General features: G+C 70.6%; 21 protein-coding genes. 9 read left to right on the forward strand and 12 right to left on the reverse strand.

Annotation, left to right across the window (positions count from 1 at the left end):
* Positions 1 to 60 precede the first annotated feature (60 nt).
* The gene (locus P0R32_RS06660) at positions 61 to 2,439 is read left to right on the forward strand and encodes an ATP-dependent DNA helicase (protein WP_276239171.1); all 2,379 of its coding nucleotides are present in this window, start codon (positions 61 to 63) and stop codon (positions 2,437 to 2,439) included.
* Between the two features lie 27 nt (positions 2,440 to 2,466).
* Here P0R32_RS06660 and P0R32_RS06665 read toward each other — a convergent pair whose 3' ends face one another.
* Positions 2,467 to 3,021 (reverse strand): class I SAM-dependent methyltransferase, encoded by a 555-nt coding sequence (locus P0R32_RS06665; protein ID WP_276239172.1) that lies wholly within the window; start codon positions 3,019 to 3,021, stop codon positions 2,467 to 2,469.
* Positions 3,022 to 3,118: 97 nt separating this feature from the next.
* Between P0R32_RS06665 and P0R32_RS06670 the strand changes: the two genes are divergently transcribed.
* Together P0R32_RS06670 and cutA are read left to right on the forward strand one after the other, a co-directional pair.
* Positions 3,119 to 3,313 (forward strand): HEWD family protein, encoded by a 195-nt coding sequence (locus P0R32_RS06670; protein ID WP_276239173.1) that lies wholly within the window; start codon positions 3,119 to 3,121, stop codon positions 3,311 to 3,313.
* Positions 3,314 to 3,320: 7 nt separating this feature from the next.
* Complete coding sequence (gene cutA / locus P0R32_RS06675; protein WP_276239174.1) at positions 3,321 to 3,632, forward strand: divalent-cation tolerance protein CutA; 312 nt, start codon at positions 3,321 to 3,323, stop codon at positions 3,630 to 3,632.
* Positions 3,633 to 3,691: 59 nt separating this feature from the next.
* On the opposite strand, the gene P0R32_RS06680 is transcribed toward cutA, so the two are convergent.
* The 4 genes from P0R32_RS06680 to P0R32_RS06695 form a co-directional block, all read right to left on the reverse strand.
* Entirely contained in the window at positions 3,692 to 4,423 is a 732-nt protein-coding gene (locus P0R32_RS06680) for an HAD-IIB family hydrolase (protein WP_276239175.1), read from the reverse strand.
* Between the two features lie 85 nt (positions 4,424 to 4,508).
* Positions 4,509 to 5,324 (reverse strand): DUF5803 family protein, encoded by an 816-nt coding sequence (locus P0R32_RS06685; protein ID WP_276239176.1) that lies wholly within the window; start codon positions 5,322 to 5,324, stop codon positions 4,509 to 4,511.
* A 3-nt stretch (positions 5,325 to 5,327) separates the two neighbouring features.
* The gene (locus P0R32_RS06690; RefSeq protein ID WP_276239177.1) at positions 5,328 to 6,002 is read right to left on the reverse strand and encodes a DUF2110 family protein; all 675 of its coding nucleotides are present in this window, start codon (positions 6,000 to 6,002) and stop codon (positions 5,328 to 5,330) included.
* The gene (locus P0R32_RS06695) at positions 6,003 to 6,542 is read right to left on the reverse strand and encodes a transcription factor (RefSeq protein WP_276239178.1); all 540 of its coding nucleotides are present in this window, start codon (positions 6,540 to 6,542) and stop codon (positions 6,003 to 6,005) included.
* 144 nt (positions 6,543 to 6,686) lie between these two features.
* Here P0R32_RS06695 and P0R32_RS06700 point away from each other — a divergent pair, with 144 nt between their 5' ends.
* Positions 6,687 to 7,283, forward strand: coding sequence for a DUF6517 family protein (locus tag P0R32_RS06700; protein WP_276239179.1), 597 nt, complete (start codon positions 6,687 to 6,689; stop codon positions 7,281 to 7,283).
* Between the two features lie 28 nt (positions 7,284 to 7,311).
* On the opposite strand, the gene P0R32_RS06705 is transcribed toward P0R32_RS06700, so the two are convergent.
* The 5 genes from P0R32_RS06705 to P0R32_RS06725 form a co-directional block, all read right to left on the reverse strand.
* Positions 7,312 to 7,716, reverse strand: coding sequence for a hypothetical protein (locus P0R32_RS06705; protein ID WP_276239180.1), 405 nt, complete (start codon positions 7,714 to 7,716; stop codon positions 7,312 to 7,314).
* Positions 7,713 to 7,952 carry a hypothetical protein gene (locus P0R32_RS06710; RefSeq protein ID WP_276239181.1) on the reverse strand — a complete coding sequence of 80 codons (240 nt, stop codon included), beginning with the start codon at positions 7,950 to 7,952 and terminating at the stop codon, positions 7,713 to 7,715. Before P0R32_RS06710 ends, P0R32_RS06705 begins: the two co-directional genes overlap by 4 nt.
* 89 nt (positions 7,953 to 8,041) lie before the next feature.
* Positions 8,042 to 8,857 carry a transcriptional regulator TbsP domain-containing protein gene (locus P0R32_RS06715; protein WP_276239182.1) on the reverse strand — a complete coding sequence of 272 codons (816 nt, stop codon included), beginning with the start codon at positions 8,855 to 8,857 and terminating at the stop codon, positions 8,042 to 8,044.
* A gap of 57 nt (positions 8,858 to 8,914) precedes the next feature.
* A complete protein-coding gene (locus tag P0R32_RS06720; protein WP_276239183.1) occupies positions 8,915 to 9,658 on the reverse strand; it encodes a methyltransferase domain-containing protein in 744 nt (247 codons plus the stop codon).
* Complete coding sequence (locus P0R32_RS06725; RefSeq protein ID WP_276239184.1) at positions 9,655 to 10,047, reverse strand: nascent polypeptide-associated complex protein; 393 nt, start codon at positions 10,045 to 10,047, stop codon at positions 9,655 to 9,657. Before P0R32_RS06725 ends, P0R32_RS06720 begins: the two co-directional genes overlap by 4 nt.
* Before the next feature lie 126 nt (positions 10,048 to 10,173).
* Between P0R32_RS06725 and P0R32_RS06730 the strand changes: the two genes are divergently transcribed.
* Positions 10,174 to 10,968: a creatininase family protein gene (locus P0R32_RS06730; protein WP_276239185.1), complete on the forward strand. Its 795-nt coding sequence runs from the start codon at positions 10,174 to 10,176 to the stop codon at positions 10,966 to 10,968.
* Positions 10,969 to 11,189: 221 nt separating this feature from the next.
* On the opposite strand, the gene P0R32_RS06735 is transcribed toward P0R32_RS06730, so the two are convergent.
* The gene (locus P0R32_RS06735; RefSeq protein WP_276239186.1) at positions 11,190 to 11,849 is read right to left on the reverse strand and encodes an O-methyltransferase; all 660 of its coding nucleotides are present in this window, start codon (positions 11,847 to 11,849) and stop codon (positions 11,190 to 11,192) included.
* 68 nt (positions 11,850 to 11,917) lie between these two features.
* Positions 11,918 to 12,385 (reverse strand): transporter, encoded by a 468-nt coding sequence (locus P0R32_RS06740; RefSeq protein ID WP_276239187.1) that lies wholly within the window; start codon positions 12,383 to 12,385, stop codon positions 11,918 to 11,920.
* Positions 12,386 to 12,531: 146 nt separating this feature from the next.
* Between P0R32_RS06740 and P0R32_RS06745 the strand changes: the two genes are divergently transcribed.
* From P0R32_RS06745 to P0R32_RS06760, 4 genes are all read left to right on the forward strand, one after another.
* Positions 12,532 to 14,211, forward strand: a complete 1,680-nt coding sequence (locus P0R32_RS06745) for an acyl-CoA mutase large subunit family protein (protein ID WP_276239188.1) — start codon at positions 12,532 to 12,534, stop codon at positions 14,209 to 14,211.
* Positions 14,212 to 14,294: 83 nt separating this feature from the next.
* A complete protein-coding gene (mce, locus tag P0R32_RS06750) occupies positions 14,295 to 14,681 on the forward strand; it encodes a methylmalonyl-CoA epimerase (protein ID WP_276239189.1) in 387 nt (128 codons plus the stop codon).
* A gap of 69 nt (positions 14,682 to 14,750) precedes the next feature.
* Complete coding sequence (locus P0R32_RS06755; protein WP_276239190.1) at positions 14,751 to 16,622, forward strand: class I adenylate-forming enzyme family protein; 1,872 nt, start codon at positions 14,751 to 14,753, stop codon at positions 16,620 to 16,622.
* Positions 16,623 to 16,715: 93 nt separating this feature from the next.
* Positions 16,716 to 17,876, forward strand: coding sequence for an acyl-CoA dehydrogenase family protein (locus P0R32_RS06760; protein ID WP_276239191.1), 1,161 nt, complete (start codon positions 16,716 to 16,718; stop codon positions 17,874 to 17,876).
* Positions 17,877 to 17,894 lie beyond the last annotated feature (18 nt).

Here is a 17,894-nt window from a genome sequence, read left to right on the forward strand (position 1 = left end):
TTCATATCCGAGAGCGGCGCCATCGACGGATTGAACCCCGTGGCTACCCCCGATTCCACCGTGACCGAGGCGACGGACGAGGCGTGGCGCAGCGTGTTCGGACACGACGAGCCGTACCCCAAGCAAGCCGACGGCATCGAAGCCGCGCGCACCGTCGCCGCCGCCGACGGCTTCCTGACGCTGGAGGGCGCCTGCGGCACCGGGAAGACGATGCTGGCGCTGACCGCCGGCATCGACCTGGTGCGCGACCCCGACAGCGACTACGAGCGCGTACTCGTCCTCACCAGCGTCAAGCAACAACTCCGCCAGTTCGAGGCGGACCTCCGAACGATCAACGAGGGGCTGCCCGACGACTGGCGCCCCGTCTCCGGGATGACGCTCGTCGGCAAGGCCGACGTGTGTCCGTACGCCCGCGAGAACCGCGGCGGCGTCGACACGACCAACGTGTACGAGCGCTGTGAGGGCCTCCGCGAGCGCACCCGGAACCTCGTCGGCGACGCCGACGGCGGCGAGACCACCGCGGGCGCGCTCGTCGAGCAGGCTCGTCGCGCCCAGACCGGCTTCGCCGACACCGGCGACGACGGCGTCGACTACCTCGAGACCGCCGGCGAGCCGACGCCGTACCTCCCGTCGATGCCCGAACACGGCGGGAGCGCCACCCGCGACGGCGTGGAGTTCTGTCCGTTCTACGCGCGCTACCTCGACGACCTGCCGGAGGACGGCGACGCCGCCGAGGCCGTCCCGTTCGACTTCACCGACCGTGGGCTCATCGACGCCGAGGAGTTGGTCCGGCTGTCGGCGGGCCACGGCACCTGCCCGCACTCGATGATGGGCGCCATCCTCCCGCAGGTGGAGGTCGTCGTCGGCAACTACTACCACGCGTTCGACCCGACCACCGTCGGCGGCTTCACGGGCGCGCTCGTCGACGACTCGACGTTCGTCGTCTGCGACGAGGCGCACATGCTCGAACCGCGCGTCCGCGACCTCGTCTCGGACGGCGTCGCCGACACGAGCCTGCGCGACGCAGAGAACGAGTTGACCCGCGTGATCCAGCCCGTCCAGTTCGAGGACGCCGGCCAGCGCGCGCAGGGGACGACGGACGCAGACCTCGTGCGCGGCGAACTCGCCGACGCCGAGGTGAGTCTGGACGAGGTGAAACTGCTCCGGGAGTTCGTCACCGACCTCCGCGAGGAACTCGACCGCCGCGTGACGGGCTTCCTCGACGCCGAGCGCGTCGGCTGGCGCGAGAACCTCACCGACCTCGACGACGAGGAACTCCCCCTCCGCGACCCGGAGGAGCCGGCGGTCGACGAGATTACCGAGTGGGCCCGCGACGCCGGCTACGGCGAGGACGTGTGGGCGCGCGCCGAGCAGGTCGGCGCGGTCGCCGCCCGCATCCTCGACGAGGCCGAAGACGAGGACCGCCAGCGTGCGGCCCCCGGAGTCGGGCGGACGCTGAACGCGTGGTACCGCTGCGACCACGAGTCGTACTTCCGCGAGTTGGAACTGAACCGGACGTGGGACGAGACGGCGCCGCCGGACTCGTGGCGCCGGGCGTACTCGGCCCGTCTCGCACTGCACAACTGCGTGCCCGCCGACGCCATCGGCGAGCGCCTCGCCGAGTTCGGCGGCGGCGTCCTCATGTCGGCGACGCTCGCGCCGCTGGACGTGTTCGAAGAGGTGACGGGGCTCAACTACCTCGAATCGGAGGGTCGCCCCGTCGAAGAGCGAACGTACGGGCTCGGCTTCCCCGAGGAGAACCGCGAGTCGTTCGCGCTCGACGTGCCGAAGTTCACGTACTCCAACCGCGGCCCCACGGGCGAGGACAACGAGACGCGCCGGGCGCACGTCGACGCCGCCGCGGAGGTGGCGAGCACGACGCCCGGGAACGTGCTCGTCGGGATGCCCAGTTACGGCGAGGCGGAGTGGATGGCGGGCGCGTTGGACGCAGACGCCCGGGTCGACAAGCCGGTCCTGCTCGACGAGTCGAGCGACGACACCGCCACCGAGTCACTGAAGGCGGACTTCTTCGCCGGCGACGCGAAGGTGCTCGTCACCAGCATCCGCGGCACCCTCACCGAGGGCGTGGACTACGAGGGCGACCGCCTCGCGGCGGCGGTCGTCTGCGGCGTTCCCATCATCAACACGTCGTCGCCGCGGACGCGCGCGGTGAAGACGGCGTACGACCGCGAGTTCGGCGACGGCTTCGAGACAGCACTGACGGTTCCGGCGGTCCGGAAGGCGCGGCAGGCCATCGGGCGAGTGATCCGCGGCACCGACGAGGTCGGTGTCCGCTGTCTCGTCGACGCGCGGTACGCTCGCGAGTCGTGGAACGGGGTCCGAGAGTACCTCCCCGAGTACGAACGCGAGGAGTTCCGCCCTGTGAGTTCGGACATGCTCCGCTTCGGGTTGGAGCGGTTCTGGGACGGCCACCGGTAGCCGGGTGCCGTCTTCTCGTCAGCCTCCTCAGCGGCGAGCGACGCAGACGAACGTCTCGCGGCGCGTCTCGGCGCGCTCGACGGTGAACCCGGCCTCCTCGAAGGCGCTCGCACAGTCGCCGACGCCGAACCGTTCGTCGGTCGGCGGTCCCGCGTCGCCGGGACCGTCGCGGGTCCAGTCGACCGTGACCACACGGCCGCCGGGGCGGACGACACGCGCGAGTTCCGCCAGCGACTCGTCGGTCGCGTACTCGTGGTACGTCATCGTCGAGAACGCCGCGTCGAGCGCGTCGTCGGCGAACGGGAGGTCCGCGACGCCCGCGGTCACCGTCTCGACCGTCTCCGGCAGCCCTTTCTCGGCGTACAGGTCGTGCATCTCCGCCTGCACGTCGACGGCGTAGCAGGCGCCGACGTGGGGCGCGACGACGTCCGTGTAGAAGCCGGTCCCCGACCCCAGGTCGGCGACGGCGTCGTCGTCGCCGAGCGCGAGCATCGCGAGCAGTTCTTCGCCGGAGCAGTAGCGGAAGCGACTCGGATCCTCCAGCGCGTCGGCGCGGTCGACGTCGAACGTGTGGAATCCCATCGTCCGCCGTTCGACGGGGACCGGCTAAACATCCCCGGGACGCCGGCGGCAGTCACCCCCGGCAGGGTTTAAGTCCGATCGCGGACCACAGTCGAGTATGTCAGTCCGTATCCGACGCCCACGCGAGCGCGTCTGCGAGCGGTGCGGTCGCGAGGAGCGGTTCGACGACGCGACCGAGAGTTGGGTCGTCGCCGACGACGCCGCGGGCGAGGTGTACTGCGTCCACGAGTGGGACATCAACGGCACGTTCGTCCCGTTCGAGGAGGTCGACGACGGCGCCGCCGGCGCGTAAGCCGGTCGTGCCGACGCTGTACGTCACCGCCCCGCCGGGCGCCGCCGCCGACCTGGCGAAGACGCTCGTCGACGAGCGCCTCGCCGCCTGCGTCAACCGCGTCCCGTGCCGCTCCACCTACCGCTGGGACGGAGCGGTCGTCGCCGACGACCCCGAGGAGGTACTGTTCGTGAAGACCACCGCCGACCGCGTCGCCGAGACGGAGGCGCGCATCGCCGAGGCGCACCCGTACGACACGCCGTGTGTCGAGCGCTTCGAGGAAGACGCGGTCGCAGAGCCGTTCGCCGCGTGGGTCGCCGACGCGACCACGCCGGAGTAGTCGGCACGGCGGCCCGTCTCCGCGCCCCTCTCGTCGCACCCGGGATCCGGGCCCGTGAGTCAGACCCGCCTGTCGGCCCGCTCGATCACCGCCGCCAGCGCCGCGAGCGTGCCGTCCATGTACCCCTCGTCGAGCACGGTGTCGGCGGCCTCACGCGCCGTCGCGTCGGCGTTCGCGACCGCGTAGCTGTCGCCCGCGACGCGGAACGTCGAGGCGTCGTTCATCGAGTCGCCGACGGCGACGAACTCGCCGGGGTCGCGGTCGAGCACCGCCGCCGCCTCCTCCAGCGCCGCGCCCTTGCTCACGTCGGGGTCGGTGAGGTGGTACGCGTAGCCGGTGTCGAGGAACGTCAGGTCGAACTCGTCGGCGACCGCCCGGAGCAGGTCCTCGTCGGCGTTGAGGCGCGCCGCGACCTCCGTCTCGCGCCAGCGGTTCGCCGTGTCTGCGTCGCCCCACCCGAGGTCGCCGCCGCGCTCGCGGAACGCCGCCACCGCGCGAGCCACCCGGTCGGCGTCGCCCGTGACGCGCACCGTCTCGTCGACGCAGACGATGCCGCCGTTCTCCGCGACGACGCGCTCGGGGATGCCCGCGAAGTGACACAGCGCGACCGGGTACGGGAACGACTTCCCCGTCGCGAGGACGACCGGCGCGGGCCAATCGGGGAGCACGCGGAACACCCGCGGGTCGACGGTGTGGTCGGGCGTCGTCAGCGTGCCGTCGATGTCGAGCGCCAGCGGCGGGAGGTCGGCGTCCGGCGGCACGTCGAGACACGGCGGCGACTGCTCGGTCATGGGCGTGGACAAGAGACGAGGGCGGATAAGCGGCGACCTTCGGAGCGACGGCGAGCGGCGGCGCCCCGCGGTCGGACTGTCGCGGCTATCGCATCCCCGGCGGCGGGCCGTCGTCGCCGAGGTCGTCGTCGCCGGTGTCGACGTCGAGGCCCATCTCCTCGCGCTGTTCGCGCAGCGCCTCGATCTGGCGGCGGTAGTAGAGGAGGCCGCCGGCGCCGACGACGGTGAACACGGCGAACACCGCGCCGAAGATCTGCACGTCCTGCGGGAGGTAGAACTGGACGATCACCGAGCGCGACTGCACGTCGTCCCAGCGGATGTGGAGGCGACTCTCGTCGTCGATGCTGGTGGTCGCACCACCGGGGCTGGCGTCGCCAAACACCGGCAGCGACGTGCGGCGGTTCGGCGGGAGGACGACCTCGTAGGAGCCCGTCACGTACGTCGGGAGCGCGAACCGCTTCGGCGTCGACCCCGCGGTGAACGCGAGGCGGTCGCCGTCGACGTCGCCCTCGCCGGGGAGGTCGATGCGGACCACGTCGCGCGTCTGATCGACGGCGCCGCGCCGGTGGAGTTCGGTGCCGTTGATCACCGTCCCGTTGGGGTAGCGGTACCGAACCGCGCGCACGTCGAGCGGGTTCGTCCCGCCGAGTCCGTCGCGGCGGAACAGTTCGATCTCGCTCCCGTTGACGGCGTACACCGCCGAGAACGTCGCGTCCTCGTTGATCGTGATGTGGGCGTCGAGGTCGTCGTCGACACTCTCGTTCCAGGCGTACGACCCGCCGGGCGGCGCCGCGTCGAGTCGCTCGGCGGGGACGGAGCCGCCGCCGAGCAGGCCGAGACAGCCCGACAGCGACAGCATCGCGACCAGCGCGACCACCGGGAGGAGCCGACTCCGATCCATCTGTTACTGGGGGACGACCGCCTTCAGTTCGGAGGGCAGGTAGCCGCCGATCGACGCGAGGAGTCCGGGGGCGTCGGTGTTCTCCCGGCAGATGATGCTCTGTTCGAGCAGGCCGAGGCGCTCGACGGTGACGATGTCGTTGGCGTGGCCGGCGCGGTTCACCGTCGCGCGCGTCTCCGCGCGGGTCGCGGAGTTGACGTTCACGCGGCCCTGGCCGCGCGTCCAGTCGTACAGGCGGTCGCGCTCGGCGTCGGCCAACTCGTGGTCGCCGTCCTCGTCGTACACGAACTGGAGGGTGGTGTGCTGGACGATGCCGAACCGGTCGCGGATCTGCTCGGGGGTCCCGGCGCCGAGGCCGAGGCCGTCGGCGGGGATGCGGACCTCCGTGCCGGCGTCGAGGACGAACCCGTCCTCGTCCCACCCCTCTAGCGTGCCGGCGTACGTCTCGCCGTCGCTGAAGTGGTCGGTGATCTCCCCCCACTCCTCGCGGAGGACGTTGCGAGCGACGGTCTCGTCGTCGCCGGAGACGGTGACGGACACGAAGTCGTCGTGGCGCACGCCGACGTCGAACTCGACGTCGAGGTCGCCCAACTCGTTGCCCACCAGCGAGGTCATCCCGTCGAGTGCGCGGTCGCGAGCCTCACCGGAGACGTAGCACTTGGTCGCGAGGACAACCATCTACGCTTCCGCCTCGGCTTCGTCGCGGTCGACGTTCAACTCGTCGCGGAGCTGGTCGATGCGCCACTCCATCGCCTCGACGAGGCGGGAGTTCTCCATCGACTCCAGCGGCGACCCGCACTCGGGGCACTCGAAGCCGAACTCCATCGCCTCCTCAAACTCGAAGCGGATGGAGTCGACCTCACACAGGTAGAACTGGTGGTCGGACTCGTAGGAACGGCGCTTCTCCAGCCCCTCCAGGAGCCGGTGCATCTCCTCGTCGAGGTTCTCCGGGATGTTCTCGTAGTGGAACGTCCACAGGTACGTGAGCCACCCGGAGTCCTCGTCGCGGACGCGACGGTAGGAGGCCAGGTCGTTCTCGTACAGGATGAACAGCGCGCGGCGGACGTCGTTCAACTCCAGTCCCATGTCCTCGGCGAGCTCCTCGTCGGTGACCTCGCCATCCGGCGGGGCCGCCGCGACGGGCATCCCCGTCGGGCCGACGAGCTCGTGGAGGTACTTCTGGATGACAGGGTCTCCAAGGAGGTCCTCAAAAGCCATTTGTCGAAACTGCGGGCGGATGTCGGTTAAAGTCACCGACTCGTCGGGTCCACTCGCCCGCTAGCGGCGGTTGCGCGACGGATCGACCCCGGCGACAACGGGCGGACAGTTATGCCGTGTGAACCCGACACGCCGAACCGACGTATGTCGGTGTTTCCCACGCTCCCGACGGCGACGCTCGACGCCGGGGGCTGGCGCGAGCGCGAGCGACGCGAGACGCGCGCGTTCGACGCCAAGGTGGTCACCGTCGACGCCGCGACCGTCGTCTACGAAGACGTCGACCTCCGCGAGCGCCTCCGCGAGGCGACTGGCCTCGACCGCCTGTGGCGCTTCTTCGTCGCGAGTCGACTGACGCTGACGCCGTCAGCGACGCCCTCACCGCCGCTCACGCGGATCATCGCCAATCGCGCCCACGCGGGCTTCGCCGACACGCTCGGCGAAAGGGGGTTCGACGGTGTCCGTCGCGCCCCCGACGCCACAGCCGACGCCAGCGAGTCGCTCGACCCGGCCGACCGGCTGGCGGGCTACGAGGCACTGTGTCGTCTCGACGGCGTCGGCGTCCGGGCGCGTGGGTGGGCGGCCGTCCGCCCAGCCGACGACGCCTACCTCCTCGTCGGGGGCGCGTACCCGACGGCGGTCCGCGAGGCGCCCGACGCCGCGACCGCCGACGCGGTGACGGCGGCGCTGGACCCCGAGCGGTTCCGCGAGGACCTGTTCGCGCTGATGCGCGACACGGCGTGACCCCGACCTGCGTTGGGTGGCGGTGGCCTCACCGCTCGCGTCGCTCCCGGACGAGCGCGCGGACCACGCCGCGCAGGTCGACGCTGGCCGGCGCGACGCCCAGCGCACGCGACAGCGGACCGGGCGGGACGCCTGGGTCGATACGGGCCACCTCGACGCCGGCGACGCGGACCCCGAGCGGCACGCGGTCGACCGGGAGCCTGTCGAGTGCGTCCACCGCCGCCGCCGGGAGCACGTCCCGAAGCGACCGGACCTGCCGGAGCGCACCGAACCCGTCGGCGGTCACCTCGACCCGACCGTCTACCGTCCGCACACTGAGTGCGTCCCCGTCGACGGTCGCCTCGACGTCGGCGGCGATTCGAAACTCCTCCACGGCGAGCGTCTCGGGATCGCCAGTCGGCGGGCGGTCGCGACCGCCCCTCGCGTCGCTCACTCCTCGTCGTCCTCGTCGGCGTGCTCGCTGGAGGCGATTCGGAGCGTCCCGTTGAGTCGCCAGTGCGCGTGTTCGGCGTCCTCACCCGCCGCACTCGGGACGTCGACCTCCATGTCGTCGAACGTGTAGCTGATCTCGGCGCCGCGACCGGTCAGCCGCTCGTACAACGCGATCCCGAAGTCGGGCCACGTCGTGGTCTCTCCGCGTCCCCGCCCCGGCGTGTCGTCGGCGCTCATAACGTGTCACGCAAACGGCTCCGACCGACTTATCGGTGTCCCCGGTGGCGGTCCCCCCGCCGCCACCGCGTATCGCCGACAGTCGGTCGCTACGCCTCCAGCGTCTCGTCGAGACGCTCGACGAGTGTGGCGGGCGCCAGCCCGGCGAACGCCTCATCCGCGAGCACGAGGCGGTGGCGAGGGCGGCCCACACCGACCGGTTCGCGTTCGGTGTCGACGACGCCCGCGTCGACGAGGCGCGACTTCGCACGGGCGATTTCGGTCCGACTGGAGAAGTCGACCTCCTCGGCCCACTCGCCGAGACGCATGGTGAGGATCCGGTTTCGCGCGGCCACGAGCGTACAGACGGTCACGGGCGAGCGGTCCGTCCCCCTCGCGGCGTCGAACGCGTCGTCCAACTCCGGCGCCGCCTCGGGCCACCGGTCGGCGAACGACTCGACCAGCGTCTCGTGCGCGGGCACGTCGGGAACGCGCTCGTCAGCGCGCTCCCAGCGGCGGTCGTAGGTCTCGGCGAGTGCCGCCGAGACCGCGCCGTCGGCCTCCGCGCCGTGGACGCTCCCGCCGATAACACCGTCGTCGTCGGGTGGCAGGCGGAACCGCGGTTGAACGGTCCCGTCGACGACCGACAGGCTCGCGTCGACGGTGGCGGTCCGAACCGCGAGGGGACCCGACTCGATGGCCTCGACGGCGGTCGCGGCGACGAGGAAGTCGCGGAACGCGTCTTCGGCAACTTCGGGCGAACAGAGGAGTCTGACTCGGTCGGGGACCGCCGCCGTCCCGTCGTAGCGCTCGCGTAGGCGGTCGACGACCGCTCGGACGAGCGCCGGTCGCGGGGCGACGAGCAACACGTCGTCGGCGTCGGCGAGGGTCTCTCCCGCGAGTGTAGAGGGGGAACGTGTCGTCACGACGGGATGTGCGCGGGTCCTTGACTTCAGTTTTCAGGATTCGAGTCGCTTGGATTTTCACTCGATCCGGCGTGCGAAGAGGAGGTAGCCCGTGTGGCCGACGCCGGCGGTGCTGGGGCGCGTGCCGCGGTCGTCGACCGTCAGTTCGCGCTGGATCGTCTCCATGGTGCGCACTTCGCCGAGGCCGGCCTCGCGGGCCGCGCGTTCGGTGTCGCGCGCGTCCTCGACGAACGGTGTGTAGACGGCGACGTAGCCGCCGGGGACGAGCAGATCGGGGGCCCGCGCGACTACGTCTGCGGCGTCGGCGGTGTCGAGGGTGATCAGGTCGAACGGCTCGCCGTCGGTGAGGGCGTCGAGGTCGTCGGTCAGGTCGCCGGTGCGCACCTCGACGCGGTCGCTCACGCCGCCCATCGCCATGTTCTCGCGGGCGTTCTCGGCGAACTCTGCGTCGATTTCGTAGGTGGTCACGTCGGCGCCGATGCGACCGAGGTAGCCCGAGAGCACGCCGGTTCCGGTGCCGGCGTCGAGCACGCGGTCGCCCGACTGCGCGCCGGTGTGGCCGATCACGAGCCCGATGTCGCGGGGCATCATCGGCGCGCCGGTGCGCTCGAAGTGGTTGAACAGGTCTGGGCCGCGCAGCCGACGGACGTGGAACGGCTCGCCGAGATGCGTCTCCAGCACCTGGCCGTGTTCGACGTCCTCGGGCACCTCGAGCACGCCCAAGTCGGTCTGGAGTTCGTCACCAGGACCGCGGAGGTACTCCCGGTCCGACTCGGCGTGGACGAGGAGGTACGAGCTCACTCCAGCCGGGAGATTGCGGCCGCGAGGTCGCCGCCCTCGGCCTCCAGCGCCTCACGGGCCTCGTCCTTGCTGACGCCGGCGCGCGTGGCGACCAGTTGCACGTCGTCGTCGGGCACCGCGCCGCCGTCGTCGGCGTCAGCGTCACCGGCGTCGGCGTCGCCCTCGACAGCCGCGGCCGCGCCCTTCTCGCGCGTCTCGGGGGAGCCGACGATCTGGTACGTCTCCTGGCCCTGGGCGTCCATCTTCGTGACCTGCGGCGCCTCGAACACGAGGTCCTCGTCGGCCGTCTTGATGACGACCTCCTCAGCGTCGATCTCGGTCACGTCGATACCCATCTGCTTCATCATCTGCTGCATCTTGCGCGGGTTCATCCCGCCGCCTCCGAACATACCCGGCGAGTGGCCCGCACGGAGCAAAAGCGTGGCGAAGCCCCCGCCGGTCGTCACGGTGGGGCCGCCCCGGTCGCGGGCCGCCGCCACCCCCGGATTCATCCCCTCCGCGTCCCTGCCTCGACCGTGTACCTCTCTCACCAGACGTGGCCGGAACTCGGGGACTACGTCGCCGAGGAGTCGACTGCGGTCGTCCCGCTCGGCTCGACCGAACAGCACGGCCCGCACCTGCCGCTGGCCACCGACTACCTCATCGCCGAGGCGCTGGCGCGGGAGGCGACGGACCGCACGAACGTCCTCTGTACCCCACCGGTCAGGATCGCCGTCTCCGAGCACCACCGCCAGTTCCACGGCACGATGTGGGTCGAACCGGGCGTGTTCCGCGACTACGTCGAGAGCTTCTCGCGCAACCTCACCTACCACGGGATCGACCGGATCGTGTACGTGAACGCCCACGGCGGCAACACCCAGCACCTCCGGGAGGTCGGTCGTCGCCTCCGGCGCGACGAGACCGCCTACGCCATCGAGTGGATGTGGGACGAGTCGATCCCAGACCTCGTCTCGTCCATCTTCGAGCACAACGGCCCCCACGGCGGCCCGAAGGAGACGGCGATGATCATGCACATCGCCGAGGAGTTGGTGCGGACCGACCGACTGGAGGCGGCCCGCGACGGCGGCCTCGTCGACCTCACCGAGGCGGACGTGCGGCAGTTCGGCTCGCGGACGTACTACGACTCGCCCGACAACTCCGAGAACGGCGTCTTCGGCGACCAGACCGACGCGACGCCGGAGAAGGGGGCACAGCTGTTCGAGGCCGCGAGCGACCAGTTGGTCCACCTGATCGAGTGGCTCGACGACCAGCCGTTCGAGGACCTGATGCCCAAGCCGCACGTCGACCCGCAACCCGGCAGCCGGCGGTGACGACGACGGAGTCGGCGCCACAGCGTCGTTCGCGTCACTAAGGAGACGCGTACCTCAGCGTCGAGGAGGCTGACAGGCGACACGCGTCGACCGAGACACCCCGTCACTCGGCCGCTTGCTCCCGTCGCGGTGTGTCGCACACCCGCTGGACACGACGGGTCGAGGATCAAGGCACGGCGTCGCTGGTCCCGGCTTCGGGTTTCAATGTTCGCCCGGGTCGATCACTCGACCGTCGTGCTCACGGTCAGTCCGGAGCCGACCGGGAGGACGGTCGTCTCGACGCCGTCGTCGCCGCGGACCGCGTCGAGGTAGTCGGCGATCCCACGAGTCTGGTCGTTCTGCGCGTCGAGCGCGTCGGCGTCGCCGTCCACGTACGCCAGCAGCGCGTCGAAGTCGATGGGGCCGCGCATCACGTTGTCCGCGACGACGACGCCGCCCGGCGCGAGTTTGTCCTGGACGGCGTGGAAGGCGTCGGCGTAGCGCTCCTTCTGGTGGTCGATCAGCACCACGTCGAACGGGCCGTCGTAGCGCTCGACCGTCTCCATCGCGTCGCCCTGCTCGAAGACGCAGCGGTCGGCGAGGCCGGCGTCGGTCATGAACGCGCGCCCCTGGTCGAGTTCGTCGGCGTCGAACTCGGTGAGCACCACGCGGTCGGCGCCGCCGCGGAGGAACCACGACGCGGAGTAGCCGAAGCCAGACCCGAACTCGAACACCGTGCTCGCGTCGGTGAGGCGGGCGAGCAGGCGGAGGACGGCACCCGACTCGGGACCGATGTTCGGGAAATTGTGGTCGGCGGCGAAGGCGGCCATGCGCTCCTGTACGTCGGTGTGTGCGGGTCCGGCGGCGCGGACGAACCGCGACACCTCCTCTGAGAGGACCATACCGGCGGCTCGTGGGGCTGGGACTTAGGCGTGAGGCGCGATGGGTCAGCGACGGTGCGAGTGGCCGTTCAGGCGGCGAGGTAGCCACCGAGGACGAGCAACACGAGCCCGACGACGGCGGCGGCGCGCAGGAACGTCCCACCGTCGCGGGCGGCGGTGCGGACCTTCCCCTCGTCCAGCGCCGACCGGATCTTGCTCCCGCCGACCTCGACGAGACCGGTCATCACGACCCACAGCCCCAGCATCGTGAGGACGACGTGGCCACGCGGCGGCATGAACAGCCCCTCGGAGCCGTAGACGGTCGCGGCCATGTGGCCCCCCGTCACGAGGAACACGAGCGCGCCGATCCGGGTGATCCACGAGACGCCCGAGGTGATGCCCCCGAGCACCTCCGGGTTCATGTCACCGTCTCGCGCCAGCGGCACCACCTTCCACGCCGTGAGGACGACCGCGCCGACCCAGAGGCCGGCGAACAGAGTGTGGAACACGTACGCCCCGGTGAGGACGGGGTCGAGTTGCAACGGAGCGACTTGCATGGCCGGTCCCACCAGCGGCATCGACATAAAGCCCACACGACGACGGCGGCGGTTTCGGATGCGGGTCGACGCCCGCCGGCGGCACGGTCCCCCGCCCGCGGCCACCGTCCCCCCGCTTTAAGCCACGGGCGCGTGTTCGGTCGATCATGTACGACCCCGACGACCTCGAAGCGATCCGCGAGGGGAAGCGGGAGTGGGAGGAGGAGACCCTCTCGCCGACGCTCGACCGCTTCGGGGAGCGGAAGGAGACGTTCGACACCGACACCGGCGGGCAGGACGTGCGACGACTGTACACGCCCGACGATGTGGCGGACATCGACTACGACGAGGACATCGGCTTCCCCGGCGAGGAGCCGTACACGCGCGGCGTCTACCCGACGATGCACCGCGGGCGCCTGTGGACGATGCGCCAGTACGCCGGCATGGGCACCGCCAGCGAGACGAACGAGCGCTTCCAGTACCTGATCGACCAGGGGTCGTCGGGGCTGTCGATGGCGTTCGACCTGCCGACGCAGATGGGGTACGACTCCGACGCCGCGATGGCCGCCGGCGAGGTGGGGAAGTCGGGCGTCGCCATCGACTCGCTGGAGGACTTCGAGCGCGTGTTCGACGGCATCCCGCTGGACGAGGTGTCCACCTCGATGACGATCAACGCACCCGCGTCGGTGCTGCTGGCGATGTACGTCGCGATGGGCGACCGGCAGGGCGTCGACCGGTCCGAACTCCGGGGCACCATCCAGAACGACATCATGAAGGAGTACATCGCGCGGAACCTCTACATCTACCCGCCGGAGCCGTCGATGCGGCTGATCACGGACATCTTCGAGTTCTGCGCGAACGAGACGCCGAAGTTCAACACCATCTCCATCTCCGGATACCACATCCGCGAGGCCGGCTCCACCGCCGCCCAGGAAATCGCGTTCACCCTCGGCGACGGCATCGAGTACGTGCAGGCCGCCGTCGACGCAGGTCTCGACGTCGACGAGTTCGCCCCACAGCTCTCCTTCTTCTTCAACGCCCACAACAACGTCCTGGAGGAGGTCGCGAAGTTCCGCGCCGCCCGCCGGATGTGGGCCCAGATCATGGAGGAGCGCTTCGGCGCGGAGAACCCCAAGTCGAAACAGCTGAAGTTCCACACCCAGACCGCCGGGTCGACGCTCACCGCCCAGCAGATTGAGAACAACGTCGTCCGCGTCGCCTACCAGGCGCTGGCGGCCGTCCTCGGCGGAACCCAGTCGCTGCACACGAACGGGAAAGACGAGGCGCTGTCGCTGCCGACCGAGAAGTCCGTGCGCACCGCCCTGCGCACCCAGCAGATCCTCGCACACGAGTCGGGCGCCGCCGACACCATCGACCCGCTCGCGGGGAGCTACTACGTCGAGAGCCTCACCGACGGCATCGAGGAGGAGGCGTTCGAGATCCTGGAGGAGGTCGACACCCGCGGCGGGATGCTCGACGCCGTCAAGAGCCAGTGGGTCCAGCGCCAGATCCAAGACACCGCCTTCGAACGCCAGCGCGAGATCGAAGAGGGCGAGCGCGTCATCGTCGGCGTCAACGAGTTCCGGATCGAAGACGAGGAGCCCCAGATGGACTTGGAGGACGTCTCCGAAGAGGAGGAGCAAGCACAGATCGACCGCGTGCAGGCCCTGCGCGACGACCGCGACCAAGAGGCGACCGACGCCGCGCTCGCCTCGCTGCGGGACGCGTGTCAGGGCGACCAGAACGTCATGCCCCACATCGTCGACGCCGTGAAGACGTACGCGACGGTCGGTGAGATCTGTGACGTGATGCGCGAGGAGTTCGGCGAGTACAAGCCCGGGCAGTAACCTCGCGTCGTCGACGCCGCCGGACCAGGACCCGGACACGGAACGGACACGGATTTTATCGCACCCGCCGCCGACCGACCGGTATGCATCTCGACCACGCCGGGATCGCGACCGACGACGCCGCCGGCCTCGCGGCGCTGTACGCCGACCTCCTCGACTGCGAGGTCGTCCACGAGGAGGAGTTCGACGGCATGCGCGTCGTGTTCCTCGCGGTCGGCGACTCGTATCTCGAACTGCTGGAACCGCTCGACGACGAGGGGACCATCGCCCGCTACGTCGACGGAAACGGGCCGGGGATTCACCACCTGGCGTTCGCGACCGACGACATCGCGGGGGCACTCGCCCGCGCCCGCGACCTCGGCGTCGAGTTGATCGACGAGGAGCCACGTCCGGGCGCGTGGGGGCACGAGGTCGCCTTCCTCCACCCGCGCGACACCGGCGGGATCCTCGTGGAGTTCGTCCAGCACTGAAGAGACGGGCCGGTCCCGCTCGCTCGCGACGATGGAAAGAGGGTAGTGGGGGGCGACCCATTCGCCCCCATGCGCGATTGGCTCTCCCACCGTGTCGCCGCCACGCCAGACGCCGAGGCGCTCGTGCTCGCCGCTTCGGGGGAGTCGCTGACGTACGCCGACCTCGACGCCCGAGCGGAGGCACTCGCCTCCCGACTGTCGGGGCTCGGTATCGGCCCGGGTGACCACCTCGCGGTCGTACTTGACAATCGCGTCGAGTACGTCGCACTCGTCCACGCGGCGATGCGGTTGGGCGTCCGCCTCGTGCTCTGTTCGGACCGCCTCACCGCCGCGGAACTGCGACCGAAACTCGCCGCCGCCGACGCGACCGCAGTGGTGTGTGGCGCCGACACCGAGTCGGTCGTCGTCGACGCCGCCCTCGGCCGCGGAAGCGACGGGGCCGCCACTGGCTGGGACTCGACCGACGGGTTCGAACCCGCCCGCGTCGCCGACGAGGGTGTCGACGAGGAGGCCCCGGTGGACGCCGACGCACCCGCCGACGTACCCGGCGACGCGCCCGCCGGCGACCACGACCCGGTGCCGGTCGTCTCGTTAGACACCCCGAGCGACGGGCGCGTCGCCGACGTGGACGCGGCGCCCGACGGGGCCGTCCCGACCGTCCGGTGGGGGCGACAGGACCACCTCCTCATGCTGTTCACCTCGGGGTCGACGGGCGACCCGAAACTCGTGTCGCTGACGCTGGGGAACGTGCTCGCGTCGGCGACGGCGTCGGCGTTCCGCCTCGGCGTGCTCCCGGACGACCGCTACCTCGCGACGCTGTCGCTCCACCACACCGGGGGCGTGATGCCGCTGTACCGGGCGACGCTGTACGGGACGAGCGTCGTCCTCCGGCGGGAGTTCGACGCCGGCGGCGCCGTCGACGACATCCGCGCGTACGACGTGACGGGCGTCTCGCTCGTCCCGACGATGCTGTCGCGGATGCTCGACGCCCGCGGCACGCTCCCGAGTTGCCTGCGGACCGTGTTGCTCGGCGGTGCACCCGCGCCGGACTCGCTGATCGAACGCTGTCGCAACTACTCCGTCCCGGTCCACCCGACGTGGGGGATGACCGAGACGGCGTCCCAGGTGACGACGGCACGACCGAAGGAGGCGTTCGACCGCGTCGGCACCGTCGGTCGCCCGCTGTTCTGGACGGACGTGGCCGTCCGCAACACGGAAGGCACGCTCCTCCCGCCGGGTGAGACGGGCGAACTCGTCGTCGCCAGCCCGACGGTCGCCGACGGCTACTACGGCAACCCCACCGCGACGGCCGGCGCGTTCACCGAGGACGGGTGGCTCCGGACGGGCGACGTGGGCTACCGCGACGAGGACGGCTTCGTGTACGTGCTCAACCGCCTCGACGACCGGATCATCTCCGGCGGCGAGAACGTCGACCCCGGGGAGGTGACGGCGACGCTCCGCGAGCACCCCGGCGTCGACGACGCCGTCGTCGTGGGCGTCCCCGACGACGAGTGGGGCGAGCGGGTGGCCGCGCTGGTCGTCCGATCCGACCCCGACCTCTCGGCGGCGACGCTGGAGTCGTTCTGTCGCGAACGGCTCGCGGGGTTCAAACTCCCCCGCACGGTCGCGTTCGCGGAGGAGCTCCCGCGGACCGTCTCCGGCACCGTTCGTCGTCCCGAGGTGCGCGAGCGGCTGACCGCCGTCGTTGACGGCACCGCCGACGCCGACGAGCAGGAGGCGGTGGACGATGACGGGGGCGGGGACGGTGACGAGGCAGCGGAGCGCGGGACGACCGAAGGGGGGGCCGACGAACGCGAGGAAGACGCCCCCGAGACGGATGGAGAAGAGACGAGCGACTCCACGGTCGAAGAGGGGGAGACGGGGGACACCGATCCGGACGCCGACCACGGCGAAACTGGTGCCGACGACGACGAGGAGTAGCCCGCGACGAGAGCGACGGAGAGCCCAGTAAACGCGAGGCCCGGGGTCCACAGTTCCACGGATGTTATGGTGAGTCGTTCCCGAGTGGGGATCATGAACACGGACCTTGGACTGCTGGACGAGTCGCTGGTTCCCGAGCACGCGCGCGACGTGAAGCGCGAGGCGCGCGAGTTCGCTCAAGAGCACATCGCGCCCGTTGCGCAGGAGCACTTCGAGGCCGACGACTACCCGACAGAGGTGCTGGAGGCGGGCCAGGAAGCCGGCCTCGTCGGGCAGGACATCCCCGAGCAGTACGGCGGTCGCGGCTTCGACATCTACGAGATGCTCGCGCTGGCGGAGGAGTTCTACCGCGCCGACGCCGGCATCGGCCTGACGCTGATGCTCGCGTCGTTCGGCAACGAACTCGTGTACGACTACGGCACCGAGGAGCAGTGTGAGGAGTACGTCCGCCCGGTCGCCGAGGGCGAGCAACTCTCCGGCCTCGCCGTCTCCGAACCGCAGACTGGCTCCGACCTTGCGGGCATGACGACGAAGGCCGAGAAGGTCGAGGGCGGCTACGAGATCACGGGCGAGAAGTACTGGGTCGGCAACGCCGTCGAGGCCGACTGGCTCACCGTGTACGCGAAGACGGGTGACTCCGACGACCGCTACGGCAACTACTCCTGTTTCATCGTCGAGACGGACACCGACGGCTACGAGGCCGAGCACATCCCCGAGAAGATGGGGATGCGCGCCTCGAAGCAGGGCCACATCGTCATGGAGGACTGCTTCGTCCCCGAGGAGAACCTCATCGGCGCCGAGGGCGGCGGTTTCTACATGCTCGCGGACTTCTTCAACCACGGACGCGTCGTCGTCGGCGGCCACGGCATCGGCCTCGCCGCCGCCGCCATCGAGGAGGCGTGGGAGTTCGTCCACGACCGCGAGGCGTTCAACCGCCACATCTCGGAGTTCCAGTCGGTCCAGCACGACCTCGCAGACATGATCACCGAGTTCCAGGCCGCCCGCTCGCTCAACTGGCGCGCCGCCGAGAAACTGGCGAACCACGAGGACGCCGGCCTGTGGGCCGCGATGGCGAAGCTCAAGTCCACCGAGATGGCCGTCGACTGCGCCGAGCGCGGGATGCAGCTCCACGGCGGCCGCTCTATCCTGACCGAGCGCCGCATCGCTCGCGTCTACCGCGACGTGCGCATTCCAGTCATCTACGAGGGCGCCAGCGAGGTGCAGCGCAACCTGGTGTACCGGCAGAGCAAGTAACGCGTCCGGCAATTCTCC

The sequence above is a fragment of the Halobaculum marinum genome (assembly GCF_029338555.1).
Taxonomy (GTDB): Archaea; Halobacteriota; Halobacteria; order Halobacteriales; family Haloferacaceae; genus Halobaculum; species Halobaculum marinum.